23 protein-coding genes are annotated in these 23,235 nt (G+C 68.4%); 15 read left to right on the forward strand and 8 right to left on the reverse strand.

Annotated elements, in window-relative coordinates:
* Positions 1-171: 171 nt before the first annotated feature.
* Both WAE60_RS06690 and WAE60_RS06695 read left to right on the forward strand, forming a co-directional pair.
* Entirely contained in the window at positions 172-1,212 is a 1,041-nt protein-coding gene (locus WAE60_RS06690) for a hypothetical protein (protein WP_337685510.1), read from the forward strand.
* The gene (locus WAE60_RS06695) at positions 1,209-2,552 is read left to right on the forward strand and encodes a pentapeptide repeat-containing protein (protein ID WP_337685511.1); all 1,344 of its coding nucleotides are present in this window, start codon (positions 1,209-1,211) and stop codon (positions 2,550-2,552) included. The genes WAE60_RS06690 and WAE60_RS06695 overlap by 4 nt, the downstream gene beginning before the upstream one ends.
* Before the next feature lie 546 nt (positions 2,553-3,098).
* On the opposite strand, the gene WAE60_RS06700 is transcribed toward WAE60_RS06695, so the two are convergent.
* The gene (locus WAE60_RS06700) at positions 3,099-4,313 is read right to left on the reverse strand and encodes an NADP-dependent isocitrate dehydrogenase (protein ID WP_029915390.1); all 1,215 of its coding nucleotides are present in this window, start codon (positions 4,311-4,313) and stop codon (positions 3,099-3,101) included.
* A gap of 205 nt (positions 4,314-4,518) precedes the next feature.
* On the opposite strand from WAE60_RS06700, the gene WAE60_RS06705 reads away from it, so the two are divergent.
* The gene (locus WAE60_RS06705; RefSeq protein WP_337685512.1) at positions 4,519-7,026 is read left to right on the forward strand and encodes an ATP-binding protein; all 2,508 of its coding nucleotides are present in this window, start codon (positions 4,519-4,521) and stop codon (positions 7,024-7,026) included.
* Here WAE60_RS06705 and WAE60_RS06710 read toward each other — a convergent pair.
* From WAE60_RS06710 to WAE60_RS06720, 3 genes are read right to left on the reverse strand one after another with little or no spacing between them, the layout of a single operon-like run.
* Entirely contained in the window at positions 7,023-7,472 is a 450-nt protein-coding gene (locus WAE60_RS06710) for a GNAT family N-acetyltransferase (protein ID WP_337685513.1), read from the reverse strand. The two genes, WAE60_RS06705 and WAE60_RS06710, sit on opposite strands and share 4 nt — an antisense overlap.
* Positions 7,473-7,476: 4 nt before the next feature.
* Positions 7,477-8,058, reverse strand: coding sequence for a DUF1579 domain-containing protein (locus tag WAE60_RS06715; RefSeq protein WP_337685514.1), 582 nt, complete (start codon positions 8,056-8,058; stop codon positions 7,477-7,479).
* A gap of 2 nt (positions 8,059-8,060) precedes the next feature.
* Positions 8,061-8,645: a DUF1579 domain-containing protein gene (locus WAE60_RS06720; protein ID WP_337685515.1), complete on the reverse strand. Its 585-nt coding sequence runs from the start codon at positions 8,643-8,645 to the stop codon at positions 8,061-8,063.
* A 139-nt stretch (positions 8,646-8,784) separates the two neighbouring features.
* Here WAE60_RS06720 and WAE60_RS06725 point away from each other — a divergent pair, with 139 nt between their 5' ends.
* Positions 8,785-10,179 carry a PLP-dependent aminotransferase family protein gene (locus tag WAE60_RS06725; protein ID WP_337685516.1) on the forward strand — a complete coding sequence of 465 codons (1,395 nt, stop codon included), beginning with the start codon at positions 8,785-8,787 and terminating at the stop codon, positions 10,177-10,179.
* On the opposite strand, the gene WAE60_RS06730 is transcribed toward WAE60_RS06725, so the two are convergent.
* Positions 10,163-11,188 carry a serine hydrolase gene (locus WAE60_RS06730; protein WP_337685517.1) on the reverse strand — a complete coding sequence of 342 codons (1,026 nt, stop codon included), beginning with the start codon at positions 11,186-11,188 and terminating at the stop codon, positions 10,163-10,165. The two genes, WAE60_RS06725 and WAE60_RS06730, sit on opposite strands and share 17 nt — an antisense overlap.
* A gap of 102 nt (positions 11,189-11,290) precedes the next feature.
* On the opposite strand from WAE60_RS06730, the gene WAE60_RS06735 reads away from it, so the two are divergent.
* The 3 genes from WAE60_RS06735 (at position 11,291) to WAE60_RS06745 (ending at position 15,039) form a co-directional block, all read left to right on the forward strand.
* Entirely contained in the window at positions 11,291-12,112 is an 822-nt protein-coding gene (locus tag WAE60_RS06735) for an RNA methyltransferase (RefSeq protein ID WP_035018754.1), read from the forward strand.
* Between the two features lie 76 nt (positions 12,113-12,188).
* On the forward strand, positions 12,189-13,661 hold the full coding sequence (locus WAE60_RS06740) for an outer membrane protein transport protein (protein ID WP_051695946.1): 1,473 nt from the start codon (positions 12,189-12,191) through the stop codon (positions 13,659-13,661).
* A gap of 64 nt (positions 13,662-13,725) precedes the next feature.
* Positions 13,726-15,039, forward strand: coding sequence for a DUF1254 domain-containing protein (locus WAE60_RS06745; RefSeq protein ID WP_337685518.1), 1,314 nt, complete (start codon positions 13,726-13,728; stop codon positions 15,037-15,039).
* 93 nt (positions 15,040-15,132) lie between these two features.
* On the opposite strand, the gene WAE60_RS06750 is transcribed toward WAE60_RS06745, so the two are convergent.
* Both WAE60_RS06750 and WAE60_RS06755 read right to left on the reverse strand, forming a co-directional pair.
* Positions 15,133-15,348 carry a helix-turn-helix transcriptional regulator gene (locus tag WAE60_RS06750; RefSeq protein WP_029915405.1) on the reverse strand — a complete coding sequence of 72 codons (216 nt, stop codon included), beginning with the start codon at positions 15,346-15,348 and terminating at the stop codon, positions 15,133-15,135.
* Positions 15,348-15,761 (reverse strand): hypothetical protein, encoded by a 414-nt coding sequence (locus WAE60_RS06755; RefSeq protein ID WP_156035840.1) that lies wholly within the window; start codon positions 15,759-15,761, stop codon positions 15,348-15,350. Before WAE60_RS06755 ends, WAE60_RS06750 begins: the two co-directional genes overlap by 1 nt.
* A gap of 175 nt (positions 15,762-15,936) precedes the next feature.
* Between WAE60_RS06755 and WAE60_RS06760 the strand changes: the two genes are divergently transcribed.
* The 8 genes from WAE60_RS06760 to WAE60_RS06795 all read left to right on the forward strand — a co-directional run bounded on the left by WAE60_RS06760 (position 15,937) and on the right by WAE60_RS06795 (position 22,064).
* Entirely contained in the window at positions 15,937-17,046 is a 1,110-nt protein-coding gene (locus WAE60_RS06760) for an S-(hydroxymethyl)glutathione dehydrogenase/class III alcohol dehydrogenase (RefSeq protein ID WP_337685519.1), read from the forward strand.
* A 124-nt stretch (positions 17,047-17,170) separates the two neighbouring features.
* Complete coding sequence (gene fghA / locus WAE60_RS06765; protein ID WP_337685520.1) at positions 17,171-18,022, forward strand: S-formylglutathione hydrolase; 852 nt, start codon at positions 17,171-17,173, stop codon at positions 18,020-18,022.
* Positions 18,023-18,275: 253 nt separating this feature from the next.
* Positions 18,276-18,854 carry a transglutaminase-like cysteine peptidase gene (locus WAE60_RS06770; RefSeq protein ID WP_051695947.1) on the forward strand — a complete coding sequence of 193 codons (579 nt, stop codon included), beginning with the start codon at positions 18,276-18,278 and terminating at the stop codon, positions 18,852-18,854.
* A 57-nt stretch (positions 18,855-18,911) separates the two neighbouring features.
* Positions 18,912-19,325, forward strand: coding sequence for a biopolymer transporter ExbD (locus tag WAE60_RS06775; RefSeq protein WP_337685521.1), 414 nt, complete (start codon positions 18,912-18,914; stop codon positions 19,323-19,325).
* Positions 19,326-19,489: 164 nt separating this feature from the next.
* Complete coding sequence (gene rpsD, locus WAE60_RS06780) at positions 19,490-20,107, forward strand: 30S ribosomal protein S4 (protein WP_029915418.1); 618 nt, start codon at positions 19,490-19,492, stop codon at positions 20,105-20,107.
* 249 nt (positions 20,108-20,356) lie between these two features.
* Positions 20,357-20,659: a zf-TFIIB domain-containing protein gene (locus WAE60_RS06785; RefSeq protein WP_029915420.1), complete on the forward strand. Its 303-nt coding sequence runs from the start codon at positions 20,357-20,359 to the stop codon at positions 20,657-20,659.
* A 27-nt stretch (positions 20,660-20,686) separates the two neighbouring features.
* Positions 20,687-21,628, forward strand: a complete 942-nt coding sequence (htpX, locus tag WAE60_RS06790) for a zinc metalloprotease HtpX (RefSeq protein ID WP_337685522.1) — start codon at positions 20,687-20,689, stop codon at positions 21,626-21,628.
* A 94-nt stretch (positions 21,629-21,722) separates the two neighbouring features.
* Positions 21,723-22,064 carry a hypothetical protein gene (locus WAE60_RS06795; protein ID WP_029915423.1) on the forward strand — a complete coding sequence of 114 codons (342 nt, stop codon included), beginning with the start codon at positions 21,723-21,725 and terminating at the stop codon, positions 22,062-22,064.
* Here WAE60_RS06795 and WAE60_RS06800 read toward each other — a convergent pair.
* Positions 22,061-23,176, reverse strand: a complete 1,116-nt coding sequence (locus tag WAE60_RS06800) for a serine hydrolase domain-containing protein (RefSeq protein WP_337685523.1) — start codon at positions 23,174-23,176, stop codon at positions 22,061-22,063. The genes WAE60_RS06795 and WAE60_RS06800 overlap by 4 nt on opposite strands.
* Positions 23,177-23,235 lie beyond the last annotated feature (59 nt).

The raw sequence follows: 23,235 nt of genomic DNA on the forward strand, positions 1-23,235 counted from the left end.
CGGCGGCAAGGCGTGCTCGACCTTTCGGCCGGACGTGCGCCGCCACCTCTCGGCCCTTTCGGCGCGGGCTGGCCAAGTCGCTGAAACCCTAGGGTCTTTTCGTCGTCGATAGAGTCGCTACAGTTGTGCCGGGCGGCGCTTCGACGTTCGCTTGTCGGGACGACAAGTCACATGATCGGCATACGCGATTTCAAGGTGAAATTCGAAACGCTTCGCCGTGTCGCGAGCGAGAGAGGTTTTTCGCCATCACTGACGAACACCAGCAAGTTCATCACGCTGATCGGCCGCAGCGGGGGTCTTCTGAACGGCTACTACAAGAGCGATAAATTGCCGTCGCAGCTCGAGCAGGTCATCGCCCTGCTGTTCGGCTTTGGCCCCTCCGAAGAGGATTTCGATCAAGGCTTCGACATCGCCTGGGCCCAATGGGCGAAGGGCTGGCGCTGTTGGCGCACGGGAGACCTTCAAGAGTTCGAGGCCAAGATCGCGGACATGCGGCTGGTCCCGGCCGATCCAGGCTCACCACGCGCGGCGGAAGCCTTGGAGCGATGCGCGCGCTTCTATGATCGCGGAAGGCCCGAACCCGATCCGCTGCCGTCACTCCCGTCAGCGCCGTCCGTCGCCGGCCCCTCGTCGGCGGCTCCTCGCAGTTCGAAGGCGATCAACTACGTCAAGCGTCTCGCGACGCTGTCCACGCACCTGCCCAGCGCGAACTACAATCCCGAGGAGGGGCGGACCTTGACCGTCGCCTGCTCGTTCGGGGTGATCACCTTCGCCTGCGATGATGTGATCTATACGCTGCGCCTGGGCCGCTGCATTCTGGATCTGGCGCTCCGTGAGGCCGCGACCAAGCCCAACCTGCCGGTCGCGACCCAGGCCCTGATCGGCGAGGCGCAGGGGGAGGTCGCCAAGTTCGTCGCACTGGGGGACAGCGATGCCGCCGCCTGGCAGATCCGCAATCCAAAACCGCACAGCCATCTGTTGGGCTCCATCGAATATTTCGCGGTCGGAACCATTAGGGGCGAGCTCCACGACGGCGACCGGGCGGCCCTGGTGGCGAACGCCGGGGCGATAAAGGTCTCCCGCGATGGCGAGAAGGCGGCGGAGGAGGATTCCGTCACCACCCAGAGAGTGATCGACCATTTGGTCAAACAGTTCGCCCTTCCCATCGAGGACTACGAAATCCGCCTCTCGCAAAAGGATCTCGGGGAATGAGCGAAGAGATCGAAGACCTGGCGTCCAGGATCCGCGAGGTGCGATCGGGGGCGCGGCGCGGGAACACCGTCGTCGAACTCATGGAGATCGCGGGATTCGAACCGGTCAGCGCGTTTCGGGGCGGCGACTGGCGAGGCTGCGATTTCTCGACCTGCGACTTGCGGGGCTTCGATCTTCGCGATGCGCGGTTCTTCCAGGCGAACTTCGAAAAGGCGCGCGTCGAGGAAGCGGACTTCCGGGGCGCGAACCTGCATCAGACCACCCTGCACTTGGCCAGCGACTGGCGGCGGGCCATCCTTTCGCCGGAGCAGCGGCGGGCCGTCATGCTCCACGCCGACCGGTGCGGCTACGCGCTGACCGCAAGAGATCGGGAAGAGCTCGGGACGGCGAACGGTTCGGGCGTCTCCATACGTCAGTACAACGAACGGATCAGGGACGCCGAATCCTACAAGGAGGCGCTGGAGATCTTCGATGATCTGGCCAAGGCGGGCGTCGCGCCGGACAAATACACCTTCACGCTGTTGATTGGCGCCGCGCCTTCAGAGGGGCTCGCCAAGGGGCATTTCCAGGACATGCTCGACCATCAGGTGGCGCCGGACCGCGTGGCCCTGAACGCACTGATGGACCGGATGGGAGATCGTGCTTCCGCGGAAGGCGTGATCTCGCGCTTCGCCGAGTTCGGGCATCAGCCGGACATCATCAGCTTCAATATCCTGCTCAAGCGCTGCCAGACGCTGGAGGAGGCGCGTGCGCTGGTCGCGGCGCCCCCCTTCGCCGTGTCGCCCGACCAGATCAGCTTCAATATCCTGGTGTCCTTCAGCGTCGATTTCGACAGCGCCGTACAGCTGCTCGAAGAGATGCAGGAGCGCGGGTTCGCAATTCGCGACTTCGATGTGAACGCTGTCTTGGACAAGGCCAGGACCAGAGCCGAAATCATTCAGGGTCAGGTCCTCATCGAGCAATTCAACATCCCGCCCAACGACGTGACGTTCAATATCCTGATCAAGAAGGTTGAAACCTGGAACCAAGCCCTCGACATTCTCGACGCCATGCGTCGATCCGGCGTGCGACCCGACAAGTACACCTACAACACGTTGATCCTGGTGTCGGACAACATGGACGACTCGTTTCGCATTCTTCGGTGGATGGCCGAGGACGGCGTGCCCTGCGACGGCGACACGACCACGAGCTTTGGACGGTCCCATCCGCAGGCCAGGCGGATCCTCGCCGAGGTCGAGTCCAATGGCGGGACGCCGGCGAACGCCTTGATCGCCGTCGTGGAGCGCTTCGCGCCCCTGTCGGATCGGGCGGCCTTGCGGAACGCGATCCGCGGCAGGTGACGCAGACGAAAACGCCGCCCGCCCCGAGGCGGACGGCGCGAACTCGAACACCCTAGATCGTGAAGCGCCCCGGCCTGCAGGGGCAGAGATAGGGGTATTCGCGCCAGGGCGCATAGCAGCGTCGCCTACGACACATCATCGGTGTTTCTCCTTGAGTGAGGGGGGAGCATCGCTCCCCCCTCGAGTGAACGATCAACGACGGCGGGCGTCGTAGTGCGGAGCGCCGCAGTCACGGCACCGAACGATCTTTTTGCTCATGTCCATTTCCTTTGCGTAGCGCGATCCTTGTGATCGCAAGATCATCGAGCGCCGGTTTTTGAATATTGTAAATAAATAAGAGAGCGTTCTGATTGTTATTCAAATATATTCAGGAATATTCATGAAATTTCACGTAAATATACTTGATATTGTGCGCTTGCGAGGTTGGCTGGGGGCTGGTTTCTCAAAAGGTGGACGGTTGGAGAAAATCGATCGGCGGGCACGAAAAACGCCCCCGGGTTTCCCCGGGGGCGTTCGCACGTTCGTGACGAAGAGCAGATTGGCGGCTTAGGCCGCCATCGCCTTCTTCAGGTTCTCGTCGATCTTGTCGAGGAAGCCTTCGGTGGTCAGCCACGACTGCTTGTCGCCGACCAGCAGGGCCAGGTCCTTGGTCATGAAGCCGCTCTCGACGGTGTCGATGCAGACCTTTTCCAGAGTGGCGGCGAACTTGGCCAGTTCGGCGTTGTCGTCCAGCTTGGCGCGGTGGGCCAGGCCACGGGTCCAGGCGAAGATCGAGGCGATCGAGTTGGTCGAGGTCGACTCGCCCTTCTGGTGCTGGCGGTAGTGGCGGGTGACGGTGCCGTGGGCGGCTTCAGCTTCCACCGTCTTGCCGTCCGGGGTCATCAGCACCGAGGTCATCAGGCCCAGCGAGCCGAAGCCCTGGGCGACGATGTCCGACTGCACGTCGCCGTCGTAGTTCTTGCAGGCCCAGACGTAGCCGCCCGACCACTTCAGCGCCGAGGCGACCATGTCGTCGATCAGGCGGTGCTCGTAGTGGATGCCCTTGGCCTTGAACTTGTCGGCGTATTCGGCGTCGTAGATCTCCTGGAAGATGTCCTTGAAGCGGCCGTCATAGGCCTTGAGGATCGTGTTCTTCGTGGAGAGGTAGACCGGATAGCCGCGGTTCAGGCCGTAGGCGAACGAGGCGTGGGCGAAGTCGCGGATCGACTCGTCGAGGTTGTACATGCCCATGGCCACGCCGGCCGACGGGCTCTTGAACACTTCGTGCTCGATGGTCTGGCCGTCGTCGCCGACGAACTTGATCGACAGCGTGCCCTTGCCCGGGAACAGGAAGTCGGTGGCCTTGTACTGGTCGCCGAAGGCGTGGCGGCCGACGATGATCGGCTGGGTCCAGCCCGGCACCAGGCGCGGCACGTTCTGGCAGATGATCGGCTCGCGGAAGATCACGCCGCCCAGGATGTTGCGGATGGTGCCGTTCGGCGACTTCCACATCTTCTTCAGATTGAATTCCGTCACGCGGGCTTCGTCGGGCGTGATGGTGGCGCACTTGACGGCCACGCCGTGCTTCTTGGTCGCCTCGGCCGCGTCGATCGTGACCTGGTCGTTGGTGGCGTCGCGGTTTTCGACCGACAGGTCGTAGTAGTCGAGCTCCAGGTCCAGGTACGGGAAGATCAGCTTATCCTTGATGAGCTTCCAGATGATCCGGGTCATTTCATCGCCGTCCATGTCGACGACGGGGTTGGCGACTTTAATCTTGGCCATTGCGGGGTCTTTCCTCTCGCGGTGGCGCGCCTGTGACTCTTTGGCGCACAGGGCCTGGGAGCGGCGCGGACGGCGTGCCTATAGACTGTTGCGAGCCGGGGGGAAAGCCGAGGTCGAACCGAACCTGTGACGAAGCCGTTTCGGCGAGCTAAGTCTTTGATCCAGGTGTAAATCCTTATTGAGGTTCTTGGGGTACGAACAAGGCGTGAAGAAGCGGGGAGCCATAGCCGACGTCACGTCGCCGCTCGCGCGGCGGCTGTTGGCGATCGTCGCGATCCTGTCCATCGCGGTGACGGGCATGGCCACGGCCGTGACTTTCGTCTTCGTCCAGCGCTCCGCCGCCGACGCCCAGGTCCGCCATCTGGCCGAATACGCCGCCGAGCGGGTCAAGACCGAGGACCGCCTGTTCTCCGACCTGGTGAAGGTGCACGAGGCGGCGTCCGACTCCCTGGCCCGCCGCCTGGCGACGATCGATCCCGCCAAGGTGGACGGCGAGTTCGACGCCCTGTTCCCGAAGTTCGGCGACGGCACGCGGCGCACGCCCGACGCGCTGTACGACGGCGGCATGGTGGCCGGCGACTACACCTACGGGATCGGCGGCTTCCTGCGCGACGCCGACAGCCTGACCCAGCAGCAGAAGGCGCTGTTCGTGGCCGCCGTCCAGACCGTCTCGCACACCGGCGAGGCCGAGCTGAACCGCTACGACAACTTCTATTTCTTCACGCCCGACACCCGTCTGGTGATGTTCGGACCGCGGCGCGCGGACCGCCTGACCTATTACCGCCAGAAGGCTCCGCCCACCTTCGACGTCAGCGGCGAGGAGATGACCCTCCTGACCCTGCCGCAGCAGAACGCCCAGCGGGTGATGAAGTGCACCAAGCTGCGCAAGGTGCTGTCGGACCCCAGCGGCCGGGGCCTGAACTCGGCGTGCATGACGCCCTTCGACTATCGGGGCAAGCAGCTGGGGGCCTGGGGCACCAGCCTGTCGCTGGACTCCTACCTGCTGCGGGCCGTCGAGGACGCGCTGCCGGGCGGGCGCAACATGATCGTGTCCTCGGACGGCGAGCTGATCGCCGCCCCCGGCCTGGCCAAGGACGGCGTCGTCGACGCCCAGACCCTGGTGCGCGCCCAGGCCGACGAGCACGTCGCCGACGTGGTCCGGCAGATCCGGGGGATCAGGGCCGACACCGGGGCCCTGCGCTACGGCGACCGGGTCATCGCCTATGGCCGCCTGAAGGAGCCCGATTGGTATTTCCTGATGAGCTTCCCGTCCGACGACCTGGTGTGGTCGGCGGTCAAGACGGCGTCCTGGGTGCTGCTGTTCGGCGTGCTGGGGGTGATCGCCCAGGTGGCCCTGCTGTACCGGGTGATGCGCCTGACGGTCGAGCGGCCGCTGCGGGTCCTGGCCGACGCCCACCGCACCGGCGAGGTCGAGCAGGCCGAGCCGATCGAGACGCGCACCGACGAGATCGGCGCCCTGGCCCGCACCCTGCGCAGCCAGCGCGACGGCAATATCGAGCTGCTGCGCTCGCTGGAGGAGCGGGTCGCCGAGCGCACCATCGAGCTGGAGCGCGCCAACCAGGCCAAGTCGGTGTTCCTGGCCAACATGTCCCACGAGCTGCGCACGCCGCTGAACGGGGTCATCGCCATCGGCGACCGGCTGGCCGAGGAGAACGACCCCGAACGCCGCCGCGAGCTGGCCGCCCTGGTCACCTCGTCGGGCCGCCTGCTGGAGCAGGTGCTCAGCGACATCCTGGACGTCTCCAAGATCGAGGCGGGCCAGTTCCAGCTGACCCCGGCGCCGTTCGACCTGGCCACCCTGGTGGGCGGCGTGGCCGAGCTGCACCGCGCCTCGGCCGAGGCCAAGTCGCTGCTGTTCCGCTGGTCGATCGAGCCGGGCGTGGCGGGCAGCTATCTGGGCGACGCCGGCCGGATCAGCCAGATCCTCAACAACCTGCTGGCCAACGCCGTCAAGTTCACGGCCCTGGGCGAGGTGGCGCTGAACGTCGAGCGCACGGCCGACGGCCTGAGCTTCATCGTCAGCGACACCGGCGTCGGCTTCGACGACACCGTGCGCCAGCGGCTGTTCAAGCGCTTCGTCCAGGCCGACCAGTCGATCACCCGCCAGTTCGGCGGTACAGGCCTGGGCCTGTCGATCTGCGCGGCCCTGGCCGAGATGATGGGCGGTCGCATCGACGCCCGCGCCGTGCTGGGCCGCGGGGCGATCTTCCAGGTCGACCTGCCGCTGGAACGCGTCCGCGCCGTCGAGGACGCCGCGCCGGACGACGAGGAAGAGGTCTCGCTGGAGGGCCTGCGGGTGCTGGTCGCCGAGGACCACCCCACCAACCAGAAGGTGGTCGAGATCATCCTCCAGCCGTTCGACGTGGACCTGACCATGGTCGAGGACGGCCAGGCGGCGCTGGACGCCTTCACGCCGGGCGGCTTCGACGCGATCCTGATGGACATGCAGATGCCGGTCATGGACGGCCTGACCGCCACCCGGCTGATCCGCGAGCGCGAGGCCGCCGCCGGCGTCCCGCCGGTGCTGCTGATCATGCTGACCGCCAACGCCATGGAGGAGCACGTCACGGCCGCCAAGGCCGTCGGCGCCGACCTCCACCTGGCCAAGCCGGTCCGCCCCGCCCAGCTGCTGGAGGCCCTGGCGCGGACGCGGATGACGCGCGGCGCCTCGGCCCTGAGCGTCGCGGGCTAGGGTTCGGCCAGGCTCAGCCCGTATTCCAGGAAATCCATCTGCCGCCGCCAGCCCAGGCGCTCGTAGAGCCGCTGGGCCGCCTGGTTGCCGATGCCGGTCTGCAGCGACAGGCCGGCCGCGCCCGCCGCCCGGGCATGAGCGATCGCCGCGGCGACCAGGCCGCGTCCCACGCCGCCTCGGCGAGCGTCCGGCTCGACATAGAGGTCGTTGAGCACGAAGGTCCGGACCGCGCCCACCGACGAGAAGCCGGGATAGAGCTGGACGAAGCCCACGGCGTGTCCCGCCTCGAGGGCCATGAACGCCACCGACTCCCTGCGCTCCATCCGCGCGGCCAGGAAGGCCGAGGCGCGCTCCGGATCGGACGCCCGGCCGTAGAACTGGCGATAGCGGTCGAACATCGGGGCCAGGGCCGGCAGGTCGGCGGGCAGGGCGCGGCGAATCTCCATGGCCTCACGCCGTCCGCGAATAGCGCATGACCCAGTTGACCTCCCAGGTCTTGCCGCCGTCGGGCGAAAAGGCCTGGTCCCACTGGGCCTCGTCGGGCGACAGCGACGAGAACCGGCCGCGCACCACGATCGGCCGCCCCTCGAAGACGTCGTCGGACAGGAACGTGCCGACGCCGTCGCGGAACCGCCCGATCCCGGGCTTGTCGATCGTCAGTGGATCGGCGGCGCTGAGGTACCAGTCCGCCCAGGTGTCGGTCCTGGCATCATAGGCCCGCAGGCCCAGGCCGCTGGTCGGTCCGCTGGCGCGCCGGGCCAGGCTTTCGTTCAGGTTCACGACGCCGCCCAGCAGGGCCTGGCAGACGGTCGAGCCCTCGAACGTCTCCCAATCGTCGCTCCCGGCCAGCCGCTTGCGCAGCCGCCGGTGGGCCACGCGCCACGAGCCGAGGAAGAAGTCGAAGTCGCGGATCGAACCGCCGCCCGGCGGCCCGAGATCTTGCGCGAAGCCCCGGCGGGCCGCGCCGAGGGCGGGCGACGCCGCCAGCGCGAGGGCCAGCAGCGTCCGCCGGTCGGGATCGGGACGGGCCATGCTCAGTCCGCCTTGGTGAAGTCGGAATACCAGTTGGTCTCCCAGGTCTTGCCGCCGTCAGGCGAGAAGGCCTGCTCCCAATGGGCCGAGGTGGCGGTGATGCCCGACCAGGTGAACCGCACCTTGATCGGTTTCCCGCGCAGGGTGTCGTCGGCATAGAAGGTCCCGACGCCGTCGATGAAGCGGCCCTTCACCGGCGGGTCCAGGGGGCCGTGCGGGTTGCGGCTGTCGAGCCACCAGATCGCCCAGAGACCCGTCGCGGGATCGTAGGCCCGCATCGTGAAGCCCCAATAGTCGCCGGCCGGCAGGCGCAGCAGGTTGTCGTCGGCGTTGCCCTTACCGTCCAGGGTCTTCCACCAGACCTGTTCGCCGGTGAACTCCTGCCACTCGGTGCTGCCGGCCAGGCGCTCCTTCAGGCGGCGATGGCTCACGCGCCACTTGCCCACCCTCAGGTCGAAGGCGTGCAGGCCCGAAAGGTCGGCCGGCGGCTTGGCCTTGACGTTGTCCTGCGAGGCCAGGGCGGGGGCGGCGGTCGCCAGCGCCAGGCCCAGGATCGCGGCGCCCAGGACGTTCATTCCAGCGGTCATCGTCGGCATCTCCCTGTTCGCGAGGAGCATGGCAGGGACGCGGCGTCGGACGAGAGCCAGTGGCGGCGAACCTTAGGGCGCCACGTTGGCGCGCTGCTCGGCCTTGAGCCGGCGGCGGCGCTCGCGCACAACAGCGACGATGAACGGCGTTCTCGAACTCGAACTGCAATTGCCGGCCGCCGGGTCGCGGGATGTGCGCCGCCGGCTGCACGAGCAACTGCGCCAGGCGATCCTGGCCGGGCGACTGGCGCCCGGCGTCCAGCTTCCCGCCAGCCGCGCCCTGGCCGATCAACTGGGCCTGTCGCGCAACACGGTGATGGCGGTCTACGACATGCTGCTGGGCGAGGGCTGCCTGGTCGCCCGGCCGGGTGCGGGCACGTTCGTGGCGCCCGCCGCGTCCAGGCCGGCCGGCGGGGAGGCGATCCGCGCGGCCCCCGCCGTCACCCACAACCTGCGGCCCGGCCGACCCGACGCGACGCGGTTCCCGTTCGACATCTGGGGGCGGCTGACCGGCCGGGCCCTGCGCCGCTATTCGCGCGACCCGGCCGTCTATCGCGAGCCCTGCGGCCATCCGGCCCTGCGCGAGGCCATCGCCGGCCACCTGTCGTTCGCCCGCGCCATCGCCTGCGCCCCGGCGGACGTCGTCGTCACGGTCGGCGCCCAGCAGGCCTTCGACCTTATGATCCGCGCCCTGACCCCGCCCGAGCGCCGGGTCGTGGTGGTGGAGAATCCCGGCTATCCCGCCGCCCGCGCGGCCTTCGCCGCCGCCGGAGCCGACGTCCGCGCCGTGCCGGTCGACGCCGAGGGACTGGTGGTCGAGGCCCTGCCGCCCGACACGGCCCTGATCTGCGTGACGCCGTCCCAGTTCCCGACCGGCGTGACCCTGTCGCCGCACCGCCGGCAGGCCCTGCTGGCCTTCGCCGCCGCCCATGACGCGGTGATCGTCGAGGACGACTACGGCGGCGAGTTCCGCTTCGACGGCCCGCCTCTGGACACCCTGCGGATGCTCGATCGCGACGAACGCGTGGTCTATGTCGGCACCTTCTCGCAGAGCCTGCTGCCGGCCCTGCGCATCGGCTTCGTCGTCGCCCCCGGCCGCTTCCGCGCGGCCCTGACCGAGGCCCGGGCCCACAGCGACTGGCACGGGCCGGCGATCGAGCACGCCACCCTGGCCGATTTCATCGGCGAGGGGCATCTGGCCCGCCACGTCCGGCGGATGCGGGGCGTCTACGCCGAGCGGCGCGCGGTCCTGCTGCGGGCCCTGGCCCGCGATGGCGCCGGCCTGCTGGACCCGGTCGCGCCCGCTTCCGGCCTGCACCTGGCCGCTCGTCTTGCCGCCGGCGTCGACGTCGCGGCGGCGATCGCGCGAGCGGCGCGGTCGGGCGTGGCGGTGGAGGACCTCGCCGCCTTCACGGCCGGGGACGCGTCGGCGCCGGGCCTGGCGCTGGGCTACGGCCAGATCGAGGCCGGGCGCATCGACGAGGCGGTCGCGATCCTGGCCGAGGCGATCCGCGCCTCTACTTCGCGGCCTTGATCACCACGCGGCCCACGTCGGCGATCGCCTTCTCCTGCTCGGCCAGCGGCAGGGGCGAACCCGAGATGAACACCACGACGGCGAACTTGCGGCCGTCCTTCAGGGTGTAGACGCCGATGTCGTTGACCACCGGGGTGAAGCCCTGGTCGGTGCGGGCCGTGCCCGGGACGTGGACCAGCTGGGCGTTGCGGGGGAGGGCGGCCCTCAGGCGGTCGGGCCCGGCGGTCACCTGGCGGGTGATCCCGCCCAGCAGCCGGCGGGAGTCGGCGTTCAACAGCTCGGCCTGGTTCAGGGCCTCCAGGAAGCGCAGGGCGCCCAGGGGCGTAGCGGTGTCGCGCGGATCGGCCAGATAGGCGTGGACCGCCCGGCTTCGCTCGGCGGCCGGAACCTGGCCGAGGGCGGCGCGGTAGGCGGCCTCGCCCTTCCAGCCGGCGCGGAACGAGGCCAGGCCCAGGCTGTCGGGCTGCAGCTGGCGCTCGTAGCGGTCGATGTCCAGGTTCATGACCTTGCGGCCCTGCAGCCAGGCGGTCACCGCCCCGGGGCCGCCGACCCGCTTCATCAGGATGTCGGCGGCGGTGTTGTCGCCGTCGCGGATGGCGCGCTCCAGAAGCTCCTGGACGGTGTGGGTCGAGGGGCCCGACCACGCGTCGGCCAGCAGGCTGGGCGGCGGCGACAGATCGACGTCCTCGATCAGCAGGACGTCGTCCAGCCGCAGGCGCTTGCCCTCGACCTCGGCCATCACCGCCGCGCCCAGCGGGGCCTTGGCGACGTTCTGCAGGGGGAAGCGCCGCTCGCCGTTGAACGAGATGATCTGGCCGGTGCCGAGGTCCTCCAGCCCCACGCCCAGCTGCCCCGGGGCGACGCGGTCGGCGATGGGCTGGAACTGGGCCGTCAGCTTCTGGCGGTCGAAAAGCGGGTCCTCCTGGCCCAGCATCGGCGGCTCGCCGCAGCCGGTCAGCGGGGCGACGAGGGCGAAGGTCAGGAGAAGGGCGGCGAGGGGGCGGAGCATGGCGATCCCGGTGAGCTTCAGCACGAGCTGGACCGGGGCTAAACGCGCGAACCGCCATCGTGGGGCTTGCGCCGCGCGGCGGTCCGGCGGCAAAGGGTGGCGATGACTTCGAAGCACCTCCCGCCCTGCGTGATCCTGAACCAGCCGCAACTGGCCGAGAACATCGGGGCCGTCGCCCGGGTGATGGCCAATTTCGGCCTGTCGGACCTGCGCCTGGTCAAGCCGCGCGACGGCTGGCCCCAGGAGCGCGCCTGGGCCAGCGCCTCGGGCGCCAACTGGCCGCTGGACGAGGCCAAGGTGTTCGATCGCCTGGAAGACGCCATCGCCGACCTGAAGCTGGTGTTCGCCACCACGGCCCGGCCGCGCGAGACCCGCCTGCCGGTCTACACCCCGCGCGAGGCCGCCGGCCACCTGGCGGCCGACGTCGCCCAGGGCCACGCCGTGGGCCTGCTGTTCGGCGGCGAGCGGGCGGGACTGGAGACCGACGACATCGCCCTGTGCCAGGCCATCGTCTCGATCCCGATCGACGAGCGTTTCCGGTCGCTGAACCTGGCCCAGGCCGTGTCGATCAACGCCTACGAATGGAAGATGACGGTCGACGACCGGCCGTGGTCGCGGTTCGAGTACAACGTCGCGGAGCCGGCCGACCAGTCCAGCCTGCTGGGCCTGTACGGCCAGCTGGAGGACGAGCTGGAGAAGGCGGGCTTCTACCATCCGCCGGAGAAGAAACCGTCGATGGTCCGCAACCTGCGCGCCCCCCTGGCGCGGGCCCGGCTGACCGAGCAGGAGGTGCGCACCTTCCGCGGCGTGGTCACCGCCCTGTCGAAAGGGCGGGGCCGGGTGCTGGCCAAGCTGGCCGAGCAGAAGGCCCGGAAAGCGGGCGAAACTTCCGTTACGGAAGGCGAAGAAGGCTCCGAAACCTAGCCGGAACCAAATTCTCCCAAGCCACGTTTCGGGCTCGAGACGGCCAATGTCGGATGGCCGACAGGGAGGACGTGCAGTGATCAAGGGTCTTCGGACCTGGCTCGCCTTGGGCGTGGCCGGGAGCGTGATGGTCTGCGCCTCGAGCGCGGCGGCGGGGGCGTTCTACATCCAGGAGCAGTCGGTGAAGGGCATGGGCCGCGCCTATTCGGGCGAGGTCACCGACACCGGCGCGGAGTCGATGTTCTGGAACCCGGCGGCGATCGGCCGGCTGGAGGGCAAGGAGGTCTATACGGGCCTGTCGGGCGTCAAGGTCGACGGCACGGTGACCGACGAGGGCTCGACCCTGCAGCGGCCCACCCTGAACATCCCGTCGGTGCTGGGGACGCCTATCCCGGGCCTGCCCAGCGGCGTCACCGGCCTGCTCAGCGGCGTGCTCCCCGGCCTGACCAACGGGGTGCTGATCCCCACCCTGAACAGCCTGCCCAACATCGCGCTTCTTCCGCCCCAGGCCGTGGGCGGCAATCCCGTGGCCAAGGACCCGATCCCCAAGTCGGTGGTGCCCAACTTCGCCTTCGCCATGCCGGTCACCGACCGGATCGCCGTGGGCATCGGGATCAACGCCCCGTTCAACGCTATCACCACCTATGACGGCGACAGCTGGGTGCGTTACGGCGCCATCAAGTCGCGGTTCCTGAACATCAACATGCAGACCGCCGTGTCGATGCGGGTCACCGACTGGCTCAATGTCGGGGTGGGCGGGAACGTCGACTATTTCGACGCCACCTTCAGCCAGATGGCGCCCGACCTGATCGCGCCGTTCCCGGACGGCAAGATCGAGGTCAAGGGCAGCGACACCCGCTTCGGCTGGAACGCCGGGGCCCAGCTGCGGCCTGCCAAGTGGGCGACGATCGGCGCCAGCTACCGCTCGGGCTACAAGCACCACCTGGACGGCGACGTGACCATCTACGGCTTCCAGGGTCCGTTCGCCCTGGTCACCAGCAAGCAGGAAGCCACCACCAACTTCGACCTGCCGTGGATCGCCACGGCCGGCGTCACCCTGCGCCCGATGCAGCGCCTGGCCCTGCACGCCCAGGTCCAGCGCTTCGGCTGGAGCGACTTCGACAACGTCCGCGTCGACCTGAAGGGCGCCGGCCAGCTGCTGCCTGGCGCGCTGCTGCCGAAATCGATCACGGTGCACGAGTTCTACAACGACACCACCAACGTGGCGGTCGGCGCGGACTTCGCCGTCACCGACTGGCTGACCGTGCGGGCGGGCGCCCAGAAGGACCCGACCCCGACCAACGACCTCTATCGCGATCCGCGCGTGCCGGACGGCGACCGCAAGCTCTACAGCGTGGGCACGACCATCACGCCCCGGCCCGGCATGCACTTCGACCTCAGCGCCGCCTACATCAAGCTGAAGGACAGCGCGATCCACAGCGACCAGGTGCTGTACGACGGCACGGCCTTCCCGATGAACCTGTCGCTGCGCGGCCGGTCCGAGGGCAAGGGGCTGGTGATCGGCGGCGGGGCGCGGTTCACCTTCTAGCGGGGCTTGCGGCCCGCCGGCTTCCGTCGTCTTCTCCCGTCAAACAGATGTTGGGAGGGGCGGCATGGACCGTCGGATGCTGCTGCTGAGCGCCGGTGCGGCCGGCCTGGCCGCGATGGCCGGGCCGGCCTTCGGCCAGGGCTTCCAGATCTCGCCCGGCGCCGAGGCCTGGCTCTACGCCCTGCCGCTGATCGAGATGGCCACCACCCGGGCGCGGCTGCTCCGGGCGCCCGGCGCGGCGATCAACAAGCTCAGCCACATGCGGGTGCTGGCCGACCACGCCGCGCGGGCGGTGACCACGCCCAACAACGACACGCTCTATTCGCACGCCTTCCTGGACCTGACCCAGGGTCCGGTCACCCTGACCGTCCCGCCGACCGGCGCGCGCTACTGGTCGGCGGCGGTGATGGACATGTTCACCAACAACAACGCCGTGCTGGGCCTGCGCACGGTGGGCGGCGAGGGCGGAACCTTCACCCTGGTCGGACCTGGGCAGTCGTCGAAGGGGCCCAACCCGGTGCGCGTGGCCACGCCCCACGCCTGGCTGCTGATCCGCACCCTGGTGAGCGACGCGGCCGACCTGCCGGCGGCGCACAAGGTCCAGGACGGTTTCGTGCTGACGGGGCCCAAGACGCTGCCGCCGCCGGCCTATCCGACCCGCGACGCGGAGCCCGTGCTCTATTTCGACGGCGCCCGGGCGCTGCTGGGCCAGGAGGGCTTCCCCGCGACCGACCTGGCCTTCCTGCGCCGGACGCGCGGTCTGCTGACGCCGCCCTTCGAGCCCCGCCGCGCGGATCGCCCGATCTCGGCCCAGGACACGGCCATGGTCGAGGGCGCCGACCAGGCCCGGATGATCGCCCAGTTCGCCAAGGGGCGGCAGGTGTTCACCAACGGCTGGGCCTATCCTCGCGCCAATCTCGGCGACTACGGCCAGGACTACATCTACCGCGCCATCGTCGCCCTGATGGGGCTGGGGGCGCTGCCGGTGGCCGAGGCCATGTACCTGAAGGCGGCGGGCGACGACGGGGCGGGTCTGTTCAGCGACGACGGCCTTTATCGCCTGACCCTGCCGGCCGAGCTGCCCCTGGACGGCTTCTGGTCGCTGTCGATGTACGAGGCCACGCCGGACGGCCAGTTCTTCTTCACCGACAACCCGCTCCGGCGCTACGCGATCGGCGACCGCACCCCGGGCCTGAAGCGCGCGGCGGACGGCTCGGTCACCCTGTGGATCGGCCGGACCGATCCCGGCGGCGACCGGTCGGCCAACTGGTTGCCGGCGCCGAAGTCGGGGCCGTTCGCCCTGTACCTGCGGACCTACCTGCCCAAGGCCGAGCTGCTGGACGGCCGATTCCGGTTCAAGCCGGTGGAGAAGGCCTAGGGTCTATCGACGTTCAATCCACCTTACGTCCGTCATCCCGGGCGCAAGGCCCGGGATGACGAGCTTTGGGAGAGGGAGCGGATGGCTCCCAACTCAACCTTCCCACTGGAACACCCGCTCCAGCCCCACGCCGAACACCTGGGCGATGCGGAAGGCGGCCTCCAGCGACGGCGAGTACTTGCCCTGTTCGATGGCGGCGACCGTCTGGCGGGTCATGCCGATCCGGGCGGCGAGGTCGGCCTGGGTCATCTCGCCGTTCTCGAAGCGCAGGCGGCGGATGTCGTTGCGGATCGGGGGCGGGGCCGGCATCAGCAGGCCCGCCGGTAGCCGAGGATGATGCCGCCGTGCCGGGCCAGCTCCGACACCGCCAGGGCCGCCAGGACGGCGTTGGCCATGGTCACCTTGTCGAAGAAATAGACGGTCACCGCCGCCAGCATGGCCGCCACCTGGAAGACGTAGAAGGCCCCCGACGTGGCGCGCAGGCTGATTAGGCGTTCGCGTTCGTCCTCGGCCGTCCGGGCGTCGTCGGGCGCCTGGATCGCGGCGGCCACGTGCAGCACGATCTGCAGCGTCACCAGGATCGCGATGCACAGGGTGAAGGCTCCATGCAGTCCGAACGGCCGCCCGGCCAGGGCGGAATGGGCGAAGAGGGTGAAATAGACCCCGTAGACGACCAGGGTGGTCCAGAACGAGATCCAGGCGCTTTTCTCGCGATACGGCATCGGTCGCTCCTCGATGTAAAGAATTTTGTACATTGAGTGCGCCTTGATCATCTTTGAGTCAAATATTTTTAACATCGCTCGCCGAAAAATTTCCCGAGGTCGGGGCGTGCGGGCTCGACCTTCGGCGCGAAGCCTTGGCAATGTGCCGCCGACTTCAGATTCCGGAGACCTCGCCATGAAGACCCGCGCCGCCGTCGCTTTCGCCGCCAAGCAGCCGCTGGAGATCGTCGAGGTCGACCTGGAAGGCCCCAAGGCCGGCGAGGTGCTGATCGAGATCAAGGCCACGGGCGTGTGCCACACCGACGCCTACACGCTGGACGGCCTGGACAGCGAGGGCCTGTTCCCCTCGATCCTGGGCCACGAGGGCGCGGGCGTTGTGGTCGAGGTCGGCCCCGGCGTCACCAGCCTGGCGGTCGGCGACCACGTGATCCCGCTCTACACGCCCGAATGCCGCCAGTGCAAAAGCTGCCTGTCCGGCAAGACCAACCTCTGCACGGCCATCCGCGCCACCCAGGGCAAGGGCCTGATGCCCGACGGCACCAGCCGCTTCTCCTACAAGGGCCAGACCATCCACCACTACATGGGCTGCTCGACCTTCTCGAACTACACGGTCCTGCCCGAGATCGCCGTGGCCCGCATCCGCAAGGACGCGCCGTTCAAGACCGCCTGCTACTGTGGCTGCGGCGTGACCACGGGCGTCGGCGCGGTGACCAACACCGCCAAGGTCGAGCCGGGCGCCAATGTCATCGTCTTCGGCCTGGGCGGCATCGGCCTGAACGTCATCCAGGGCGCCAAGCTGGTCGGCGCCAACATGATCGTCGGCGTCGACATCAACCCGGCACGCGAGGAATGGGGCCGCAAGTTCGGCATGACCCACTTCGTCAATCCCAAGACCATCGACGGCGACATCGTCGCCCACCTGGTGGCCCTGACCGACGGCGGGGCCGACTACACCTTCGACGCCACCGGCAACACCACGGTCATGCGCCAGGCGCTGGAGGCCTGCCATCGCGGCTGGGGCGAAAGCGTCATCATCGGCGTGGCCGAGGCCGGCAAGGAGATCGCCACGCGTCCGTTCCAGCTGGTCACCGGCCGGGTGTGGCGCGGCACGGCCTTCGGCGGCGCGCGCGGCCGCACCGACACGCCGAAGATCGTCGACTGGTACATGGACGGCAAGATCCAGATCGACCCGATGATCACCCACGTCCTGCCGCTGGAGCGGATCAACGAGGCGTTCGACCTCATGCACGCCGGCGAGAGCATCCGCACGGTTATCGAGTTCTAGGGGCGGAAGACCCGCTCGGTCGCTACGCGACAGCTCCCCCAGAGGGGAGCATCTAGGTGCAACAGATCCTCCCCCTTTGGGGGAGGTGGTCCGGAGGGCCGGAGGAGGACCTTCGGCGCATGACATGTCCAACGTCGAAACCCTCGCCGCCCACCGCACCCAGGGCGGGACCCTGCGATACTGCCGGCACGACAGCGTCAGCACCGGCACGCCGATGAAGTTCACGGTGTGGACGCCGGACGGCGAGGGGCCGTTCCCGTACCTGATCTGGCTGTCGGGCCTGACCTGCACCGAGGACAACTTCACCATCAAGTCGGGCGTCTACGAGCACGCGGCCAAACACGGCCTGGCCATCGTCGCGCCCGACACCTCGCCGCGCGGCCCCGATCTGCAAGGGAACGCCGTCGCCGACGATCCGGCCTACGACCTGGGGCAGGGGGCGGGCTTCTATGTCGACGCCACCCAGGCGCCGTGGGCGCCGCACTTCAAGATGTATTCCTACGTCACCAAGGACCTGCTGGAGGCCGTCGACGGCGCCTTCCCGCTGGACCCGGCGCGGCGGGGGATCTCCGGCCATTCGATGGGCGGCCACGGGGCCCTGACCCTGGGCCTGCGCAATCCGGACCTGTTCCGGTCGGTCAGCGCCTTCTCGCCGATCGTCTCGCCGCTGAACTGCCCGTGGGGCGACAAGGCGATGACCGCCTATCTGGGGGGCGACCGCGCGGCCTGGCGCGCCCACGACGCCTGCGCCCTGATCGAGGACGGGGCGGGGGAGGGCTTCGACGAGATCCTGATCGACCAGGGCCTGGCCGACAGCTTCCTGGAAAGCCAGCTCAAGCCCGAGCTGATCGAGGCCGCCGCGGCCAAGGCCGGCCGCAAGGTGACGGTGCGGCGGCAGGACGGCTACGACCACAGCTACTTCTTCATCGCCACCTTCCTCGGCGACCACGTGGCGTGGCACGCCGCCAAGCTCTAGGGCGAACGCCCATTCCGCTCGTGGTTAATGGGTATGCGGTATTTGCATCGTAATTGAGCAATGTTAGTCGAATTCGTCGTCAGTGACGGGGTGGTCAACTTTCGATTCGACACCGAATCTTCTGTGTATCCGTGCGAATTACTTGGGGTATTACGGCTTAGATTGTTACTGTAATCGGTAACTTGGCCGTTCGCCACTAAATGAACACATAGAAATGCAACTGTAGCGCTAGTGGAGTGGCGTGTGAGTTGTCATGTTCGCTTGGCATAGCCGATTTCGGCCCAGACAATCCGCGGACTCGAAGGGTCGTGTCGTAACCCTTCGCAAGGCGTTCCTGTTCGGCGCGGGCTTCGGCGCACTGTGCGGGTTCCTCGCGGCCGCCTACATCGTCGGCTCCAGCGCCCGGGCCCGCGCCACGCGCTGCGCAGCCCTGACCGGCGAAGCCCAGTTGCAGTGCGTGACGCGCGAGACCAACAAGCGCATCGCGATCGTCGACGACCTGGACCACTACGGGGTCGATGACGTCTGGGTCGAGAGCCCCGCCGACGGCAAGGGCGATTGCGAGGACTTCGCCCTGACCAAGGCGCGCGTCCTGCAGCAGCTGGGCTGGAGCGCCTCGCGCATGCAGCTGGCCGTGTTCGGCTACGGCAAGCAGGCCCACGCCGTGCTGGTGATCGACGACACCTACGTCCTGGACAACCTGTCGCCGTGGGTCGGCCGTTGGAAGCACTACAGTCCCCGGAACATGGGCGTGTATCCGATCGAGGTGGCGCGATCGCTGCGGCGCTTCACGCCGGGCCTGATGAACACCGCCGTCGCGGCGACCCGGTAGCCGAGGCTTGCGCCCGCCGTCCGCCCGGACCAGTCTGGGCGCGTGGGGGAGCGATCAATGGCGCGACGATTGACCGGACGGTTCGAGGCGCGGCCGATGGCGGCGATCAACCTGACGCCGATGGTTCCGGTGTTGCTGGCGCTGTTCGTGATGGTCCTCGTCGTCGGTCAGTCTTCGGGGCCCGCCCTTCGCCACGACCAGCCGCCCATGGACTGCTTCGGCGCCTGCAAGCCAACCCACGGCTTCTTCGTCAGCCTGGACAGCGACGGCGCGGCCTATGTCGGCGAGCGCCGGGTGAGGGACGACCAGGTGGTGGGCCTGCTCCGTGACCAGACGCGCGGACTGGACACCTACGCGCTCTCGGTGCGAGCCGACGCCGAGGTGCCTTACGGCCGCGTCTTCGCGATGATGGCGCAGCTGCGGGCGGCGGGACTGAACCGGCCGGAGTTCATCAACGAAGACCTGCACTGACGGCTCTCGCCGTTGACTCCCCGCCGCCCCTCCGTCATATACCGCCCCTTCTCGCCGCCGGCTTGCCGGACGGCGCGAAAATCGCATGACGGAATGACCCGAAGCCGCCGTTGAGATCGCACCCTTCCGAGGGAGCCGGCCCGGATCGATATGAAGAGTGACTTATGTCCAAGCGCCATAGCGCCAAGTACAAGATCGACCGCCGTATGGGCGAAAACCTCTGGGGCCGGCCGAAGTCGCCGGTGAACCAGCGGTCCTACGGCCCCGGCCAGCACGGCCAGCGCCGCAAGCAGAAGGTTTCGGACTTCGGCCTGCAGCTGCGCGCCAAGCAAAAGCTGAAGGGCTACTACGGCAACCTGACCGAGAAGCAATTCTCGCGCACCTACGAGGAAGCCGCCCGCCGCAAGGGCAACACCTCGGAAAACCTGATCGGCCTGCTCGAGTCGCGCCTGGACGCCATCGTCTACCGCGCCAAGTTCGTGCCGACCGTGTTCGCCGCCCGTCAGTTCGTGAACCACGGCCACGTGCAGGTGAACGGCAAGCGCGTGAACATCGCGTCCTACCGCTGCAAGGCCGGCGACGTGATCACCGTCCGCGAAAAGTCGCGCAACATGGCCCTGGTCCTGGAAGCCGTCGCTTCGTCGGAGCGTGACTTCTGCGACTACGTCACCGTGGACCAGAAGGGCCTGTCGGCCACCTTCGTCCGCGCTCCGGAACTGGCCGAAGTGCCGTATCCGGTGAAGATGGAACCGAACCTCGTCGTCGAATTCTACGCTTCGTAAGCGTCGACCTCGAAGACGAACGGAAGGGCCCCGGAGAAATCCGGGGCCTTTTTCGTTTTTGGCCCTTGAACCGTTTTCCGGGGCTCCTAACTCTCAAGAGCGGGCCGGGCCCCTCTGGCGAGTGATGCAAGCACTCGTGATGTCGGACCGCATCGGGTGTTCTCGATGCTTGGGTCCGGTTGTCCCCCTCCCTCCACCGCCGGCTCAGCTTCGAGGACACCCATCCAGCAACTGGACAGGGACCGCCGAATGCCGCTTCTCATGTGCCCCAACTGCGACGCCTCCATGCAGGCCGTGCAACGCGCCAGCGTCGAGTTCGACATGTGCCCCCAATGCCGGGGCGTGTGGCTGGACCGCGGCGAGCTGGAGAAGCTGATGGCCATGGAGCGGGGCGAACCCCAGCCCGCCGCGCCGCGTCTTCCCGACTACGAGCGGCCCCGCGAGCGCCCGGACCATCGCGGCGACTACCGGCACGACGACGAGCGCCGCCACCACGGACAGGGCCACTACGGCAAGAAGAAGCGCTTCGACCTGTTCGACATCTTCGACTGATCACGACCCAGAGCCCAAGACCCCATCATGAACCACTTCAAGACCTTCGCCCTCCTGGCCGGCCTGACGGCGCTGTTCGTCGGGGCCGGCTACATGATCGGCGGCCCCACGGGCATGCTGATCGCCCTGGTGTTCGCCGTGGGCATGAACCTGTTCTCGTACTGGAACGCCGACAAGATCGTGCTGCGGATGTACGGCGCGGTCGAGGTCGACGCGACCCACCCCGTGCCGATGGTCCGCCAGTACGTCGCCGACGTCGAGGACCTGGCCCGCCGGGCCGACCTGCCGCGCCCGCGCATCACGGTGATCGACAGCGAGCAGCCCAACGCCTTCGCCACCGGGCGCGACCCGGCCCACGCCGCCGTGGCCGCCAGCACGGGCCTGCTGGGCCTGCTGGACCGCGACGAGGTCCGCGGCGTGATGGCCCACGAGCTGGCCCACGTGAAGAACCGCGACACCCTGACCATGACCGTGACGGCCACCATCGCCGGCGCGATCTCGGCCCTGGCCAACTTCGCCTTCTTCTTCGGCGGTTCGCGCGACGACGACGAGCGGCCGGGCGGGCTGATCGGCACGATCGCCCTGGCCATCCTGGCCCCGATCGCCGCCATGCTGGTGCAGATGGCCATCAGCCGCTCGCGCGAGTACGAGGCCGACCGGATCGGGGCCGAGATCGCCGGCGACGGCCGGGCCCTGGCCCGGGCGCTGGAGAAGATCGAGGCCTACGCCCGCGGCGGCGCGGTCAATCACGAGGCCGAGCGCAATCCGGCCACGGCGCACCTGTTCATCATCAATCCGCTGGCGGGCAAGGGCGCCGACAACCTGTTCTCGACCCATCCGGCCACCCGCAACCGCGTCGAGGCCCTGCTGCGGCTGGGCGTCAGCCAGGCGACGCGCGGCCGGGTCGGCACGGCCGTGCCGGCGGGAGACGCTGTTGGTGACGGGCGCAGGATCGGCCCCTGGAGCTGAGCTTTCGCGACAATCGGTCGCCATGGTTTCCGTCGGCCTTAACCCTGCGGCAACGCCCGAGCGCTATCCGTTTGATACGCTTGGGGGAAAAGCCATGACCACGACGATCGAGAAGACCACCGGCATTGTCGGCCTGCTGGAGGCCCTGTCGGCCGAAATGTCGATCGCGGCGGTGTCCTGCGGTCACCTGGACAGCGCCCTGGGCCAGATCCTGGAGACCGTGCCGGCCGAGAGCCGCCTGAAGGTCATGCAGGAACTGCACATGGTCGACATGCTGGCCCAGCACATCACGGCCATCACCGACTTCACCGCCGGCCTGGCCAGCTCGATGGCCGCCGAGGGCGCGCCCGACGTCGACGCGGCGCTGTCGCGCATCACCCTGGGCGACGTGGCCGCCCGCCTGCGCGAGACCCTGACGACGAAGGTCGCCGCCTAGGGTGCTTCCACGGGCAGGGCGCGGCCATATTCCCACGCCCAGGGCATGCCCGTGTCGCCCAGCGCCGCCGCGACCAGCGGCGGGAAGATCCGCTGCCCGACGCCGCTGTTGGTCAGCAGGACGATGCAGCGTTCGCCGCGCTCGATGCAGACCAGCTGGTTATCGGTGATGTCGTTGTGACCGCCCTTGTAGAAGGCGTGGCCTTGCGGGCCGTCGAACACCACCACGCCCAGGCCCGCCGCCAGGCCGATCTTGGCGTTGTCGGGATTATCGACGATCAGGAACGGCGGGAACTGGGTCTTGCTGACGATCGGGAAGCTGGGCTTGGTCCGCTCGGCCCGCGCCTTGGCCGACAGCCCCTGGCCAGAGACCATGGCGGCGGCCAGCTTCGCCAGGTCGTCGATCGTGGTGTCCAGCGACCCGGCGGCCTTTACGCTGCCGCGTTCGTCGTGCTCCTCGAACTTGCCGTCCTCGTGATAGCCGTCGGCCAGGTTGGGCCGGAAGTCGGGCCGCCAGATCATGCTGCTGCGGGTCATGCCCAGGGGGACGAAAATCCGCCGGTTCATCTCGTCGCCGACGTTCAGGCCCAGGCCCTGCTCGATGACGAACTGCAGCAGGTTGATGCCCTCGTTGGAGTAGGCGTAGCGGGTTCCGGGCTCCAGATTGAACCGGAACTTGTTCTCGGAATCGTAGAAGCGCTGGTCGGCCAAGCCGGAACTGTGGGTCAGCAGCCGGCGCGGGGTGATCGTCTCCCAGCGCGCGTCGCCGGCCAGGTCGGCGTAGCGCGGATAGTCCGGCAGGGGCTTGGGCAGATAGGCCTTGATCGGCCTGTCCAGGTCCAGCTTGCCGTCGTCGACCAGCATCAGCACGTACTGGGCGAAGGCCGCCTTGCTGATCGAGGCGGCGTACATGATCGTGTCGGTCCGCAGCGGTCGCTTCTGCTCGACATTGGCCCAGCCCTGGGCGCTGACGTGGACGACCTTGCCATGTTCGATCACGGCGTAGGCCAGGCCGGGGATCTTGCCGACCGCCATCAGCCGGGCGGCTTCGGCGTCCAGAGCCTTGTAGTCGGCTGAGAGGGCCGGGGAGGCGGCGGCCACACAGGCGGCCATCGAAGCGATCGAAGCGAATTTACGAAGCACTGGGGTCTCGTCGGTTGCGCGCGGCCAAG

This window comes from Caulobacter sp. CCG-8, from assembly GCF_037402475.1.
In the GTDB taxonomy this organism is placed as follows: Bacteria; Pseudomonadota; Alphaproteobacteria; order Caulobacterales; family Caulobacteraceae; genus Caulobacter.

Bases quoted from the DNA above. Each gene is read 5' to 3' on its own strand.
- WAE60_RS06690 (WP_337685510.1), top strand. From the start codon at position 172: ATGATCGGCATACGCGATTTCAAGGTGAAATTCGAAACGCTTCGCCGT.
- WAE60_RS06695 (WP_337685511.1), top strand. From the start codon at position 1,209: ATGAGCGAAGAGATCGAAGACCTGGCGTCCAGGATCCGCGAGGTGCGA.
- WAE60_RS06700 (WP_029915390.1), bottom strand. From the start codon at position 4,313: ATGGCCAAGATTAAAGTCGCCAACCCCGTCGTCGACATGGACGGCGAT.
- WAE60_RS06710 (WP_337685513.1), bottom strand. From the start codon at position 7,472: ATGGAGATTCGCCGCGCCCTGCCCGCCGACCTGCCGGCCCTGGCCCCG.
- WAE60_RS06715 (WP_337685514.1), bottom strand. From the start codon at position 8,058: ATGGCCCGTCCCGATCCCGACCGGCGGACGCTGCTGGCCCTCGCGCTG.
- WAE60_RS06720 (WP_337685515.1), bottom strand. From the start codon at position 8,645: ATGACCGCTGGAATGAACGTCCTGGGCGCCGCGATCCTGGGCCTGGCG.
- WAE60_RS06725 (WP_337685516.1), top strand. From the start codon at position 8,785: ATGAACGGCGTTCTCGAACTCGAACTGCAATTGCCGGCCGCCGGGTCG.
- WAE60_RS06730 (WP_337685517.1), bottom strand. From the start codon at position 11,188: ATGCTCCGCCCCCTCGCCGCCCTTCTCCTGACCTTCGCCCTCGTCGCC.
- WAE60_RS06735 (WP_035018754.1), top strand. From the start codon at position 11,291: ATGACTTCGAAGCACCTCCCGCCCTGCGTGATCCTGAACCAGCCGCAA.
- WAE60_RS06745 (WP_337685518.1), top strand. From the start codon at position 13,726: ATGGACCGTCGGATGCTGCTGCTGAGCGCCGGTGCGGCCGGCCTGGCC.
- WAE60_RS06750 (WP_029915405.1), bottom strand. From the start codon at position 15,348: ATGCCGGCCCCGCCCCCGATCCGCAACGACATCCGCCGCCTGCGCTTC.
- WAE60_RS06755 (WP_156035840.1), bottom strand. From the start codon at position 15,761: ATGCCGTATCGCGAGAAAAGCGCCTGGATCTCGTTCTGGACCACCCTG.
- WAE60_RS06760 (WP_337685519.1), top strand. From the start codon at position 15,937: ATGAAGACCCGCGCCGCCGTCGCTTTCGCCGCCAAGCAGCCGCTGGAG.
- fghA (WP_337685520.1), top strand. From the start codon at position 17,171: ATGTCCAACGTCGAAACCCTCGCCGCCCACCGCACCCAGGGCGGGACC.
- WAE60_RS06770 (WP_051695947.1), top strand. From the start codon at position 18,276: ATGTTCGCTTGGCATAGCCGATTTCGGCCCAGACAATCCGCGGACTCG.
- WAE60_RS06775 (WP_337685521.1), top strand. From the start codon at position 18,912: ATGGCGCGACGATTGACCGGACGGTTCGAGGCGCGGCCGATGGCGGCG.
- rpsD (WP_029915418.1), top strand. From the start codon at position 19,490: ATGTCCAAGCGCCATAGCGCCAAGTACAAGATCGACCGCCGTATGGGC.
- WAE60_RS06785 (WP_029915420.1), top strand. From the start codon at position 20,357: ATGCCGCTTCTCATGTGCCCCAACTGCGACGCCTCCATGCAGGCCGTG.
- htpX (WP_337685522.1), top strand. From the start codon at position 20,687: ATGAACCACTTCAAGACCTTCGCCCTCCTGGCCGGCCTGACGGCGCTG.
- WAE60_RS06795 (WP_029915423.1), top strand. From the start codon at position 21,723: ATGACCACGACGATCGAGAAGACCACCGGCATTGTCGGCCTGCTGGAG.
- WAE60_RS06800 (WP_337685523.1), bottom strand. From the start codon at position 23,176: ATGGCCGCCTGTGTGGCCGCCGCCTCCCCGGCCCTCTCAGCCGACTAC.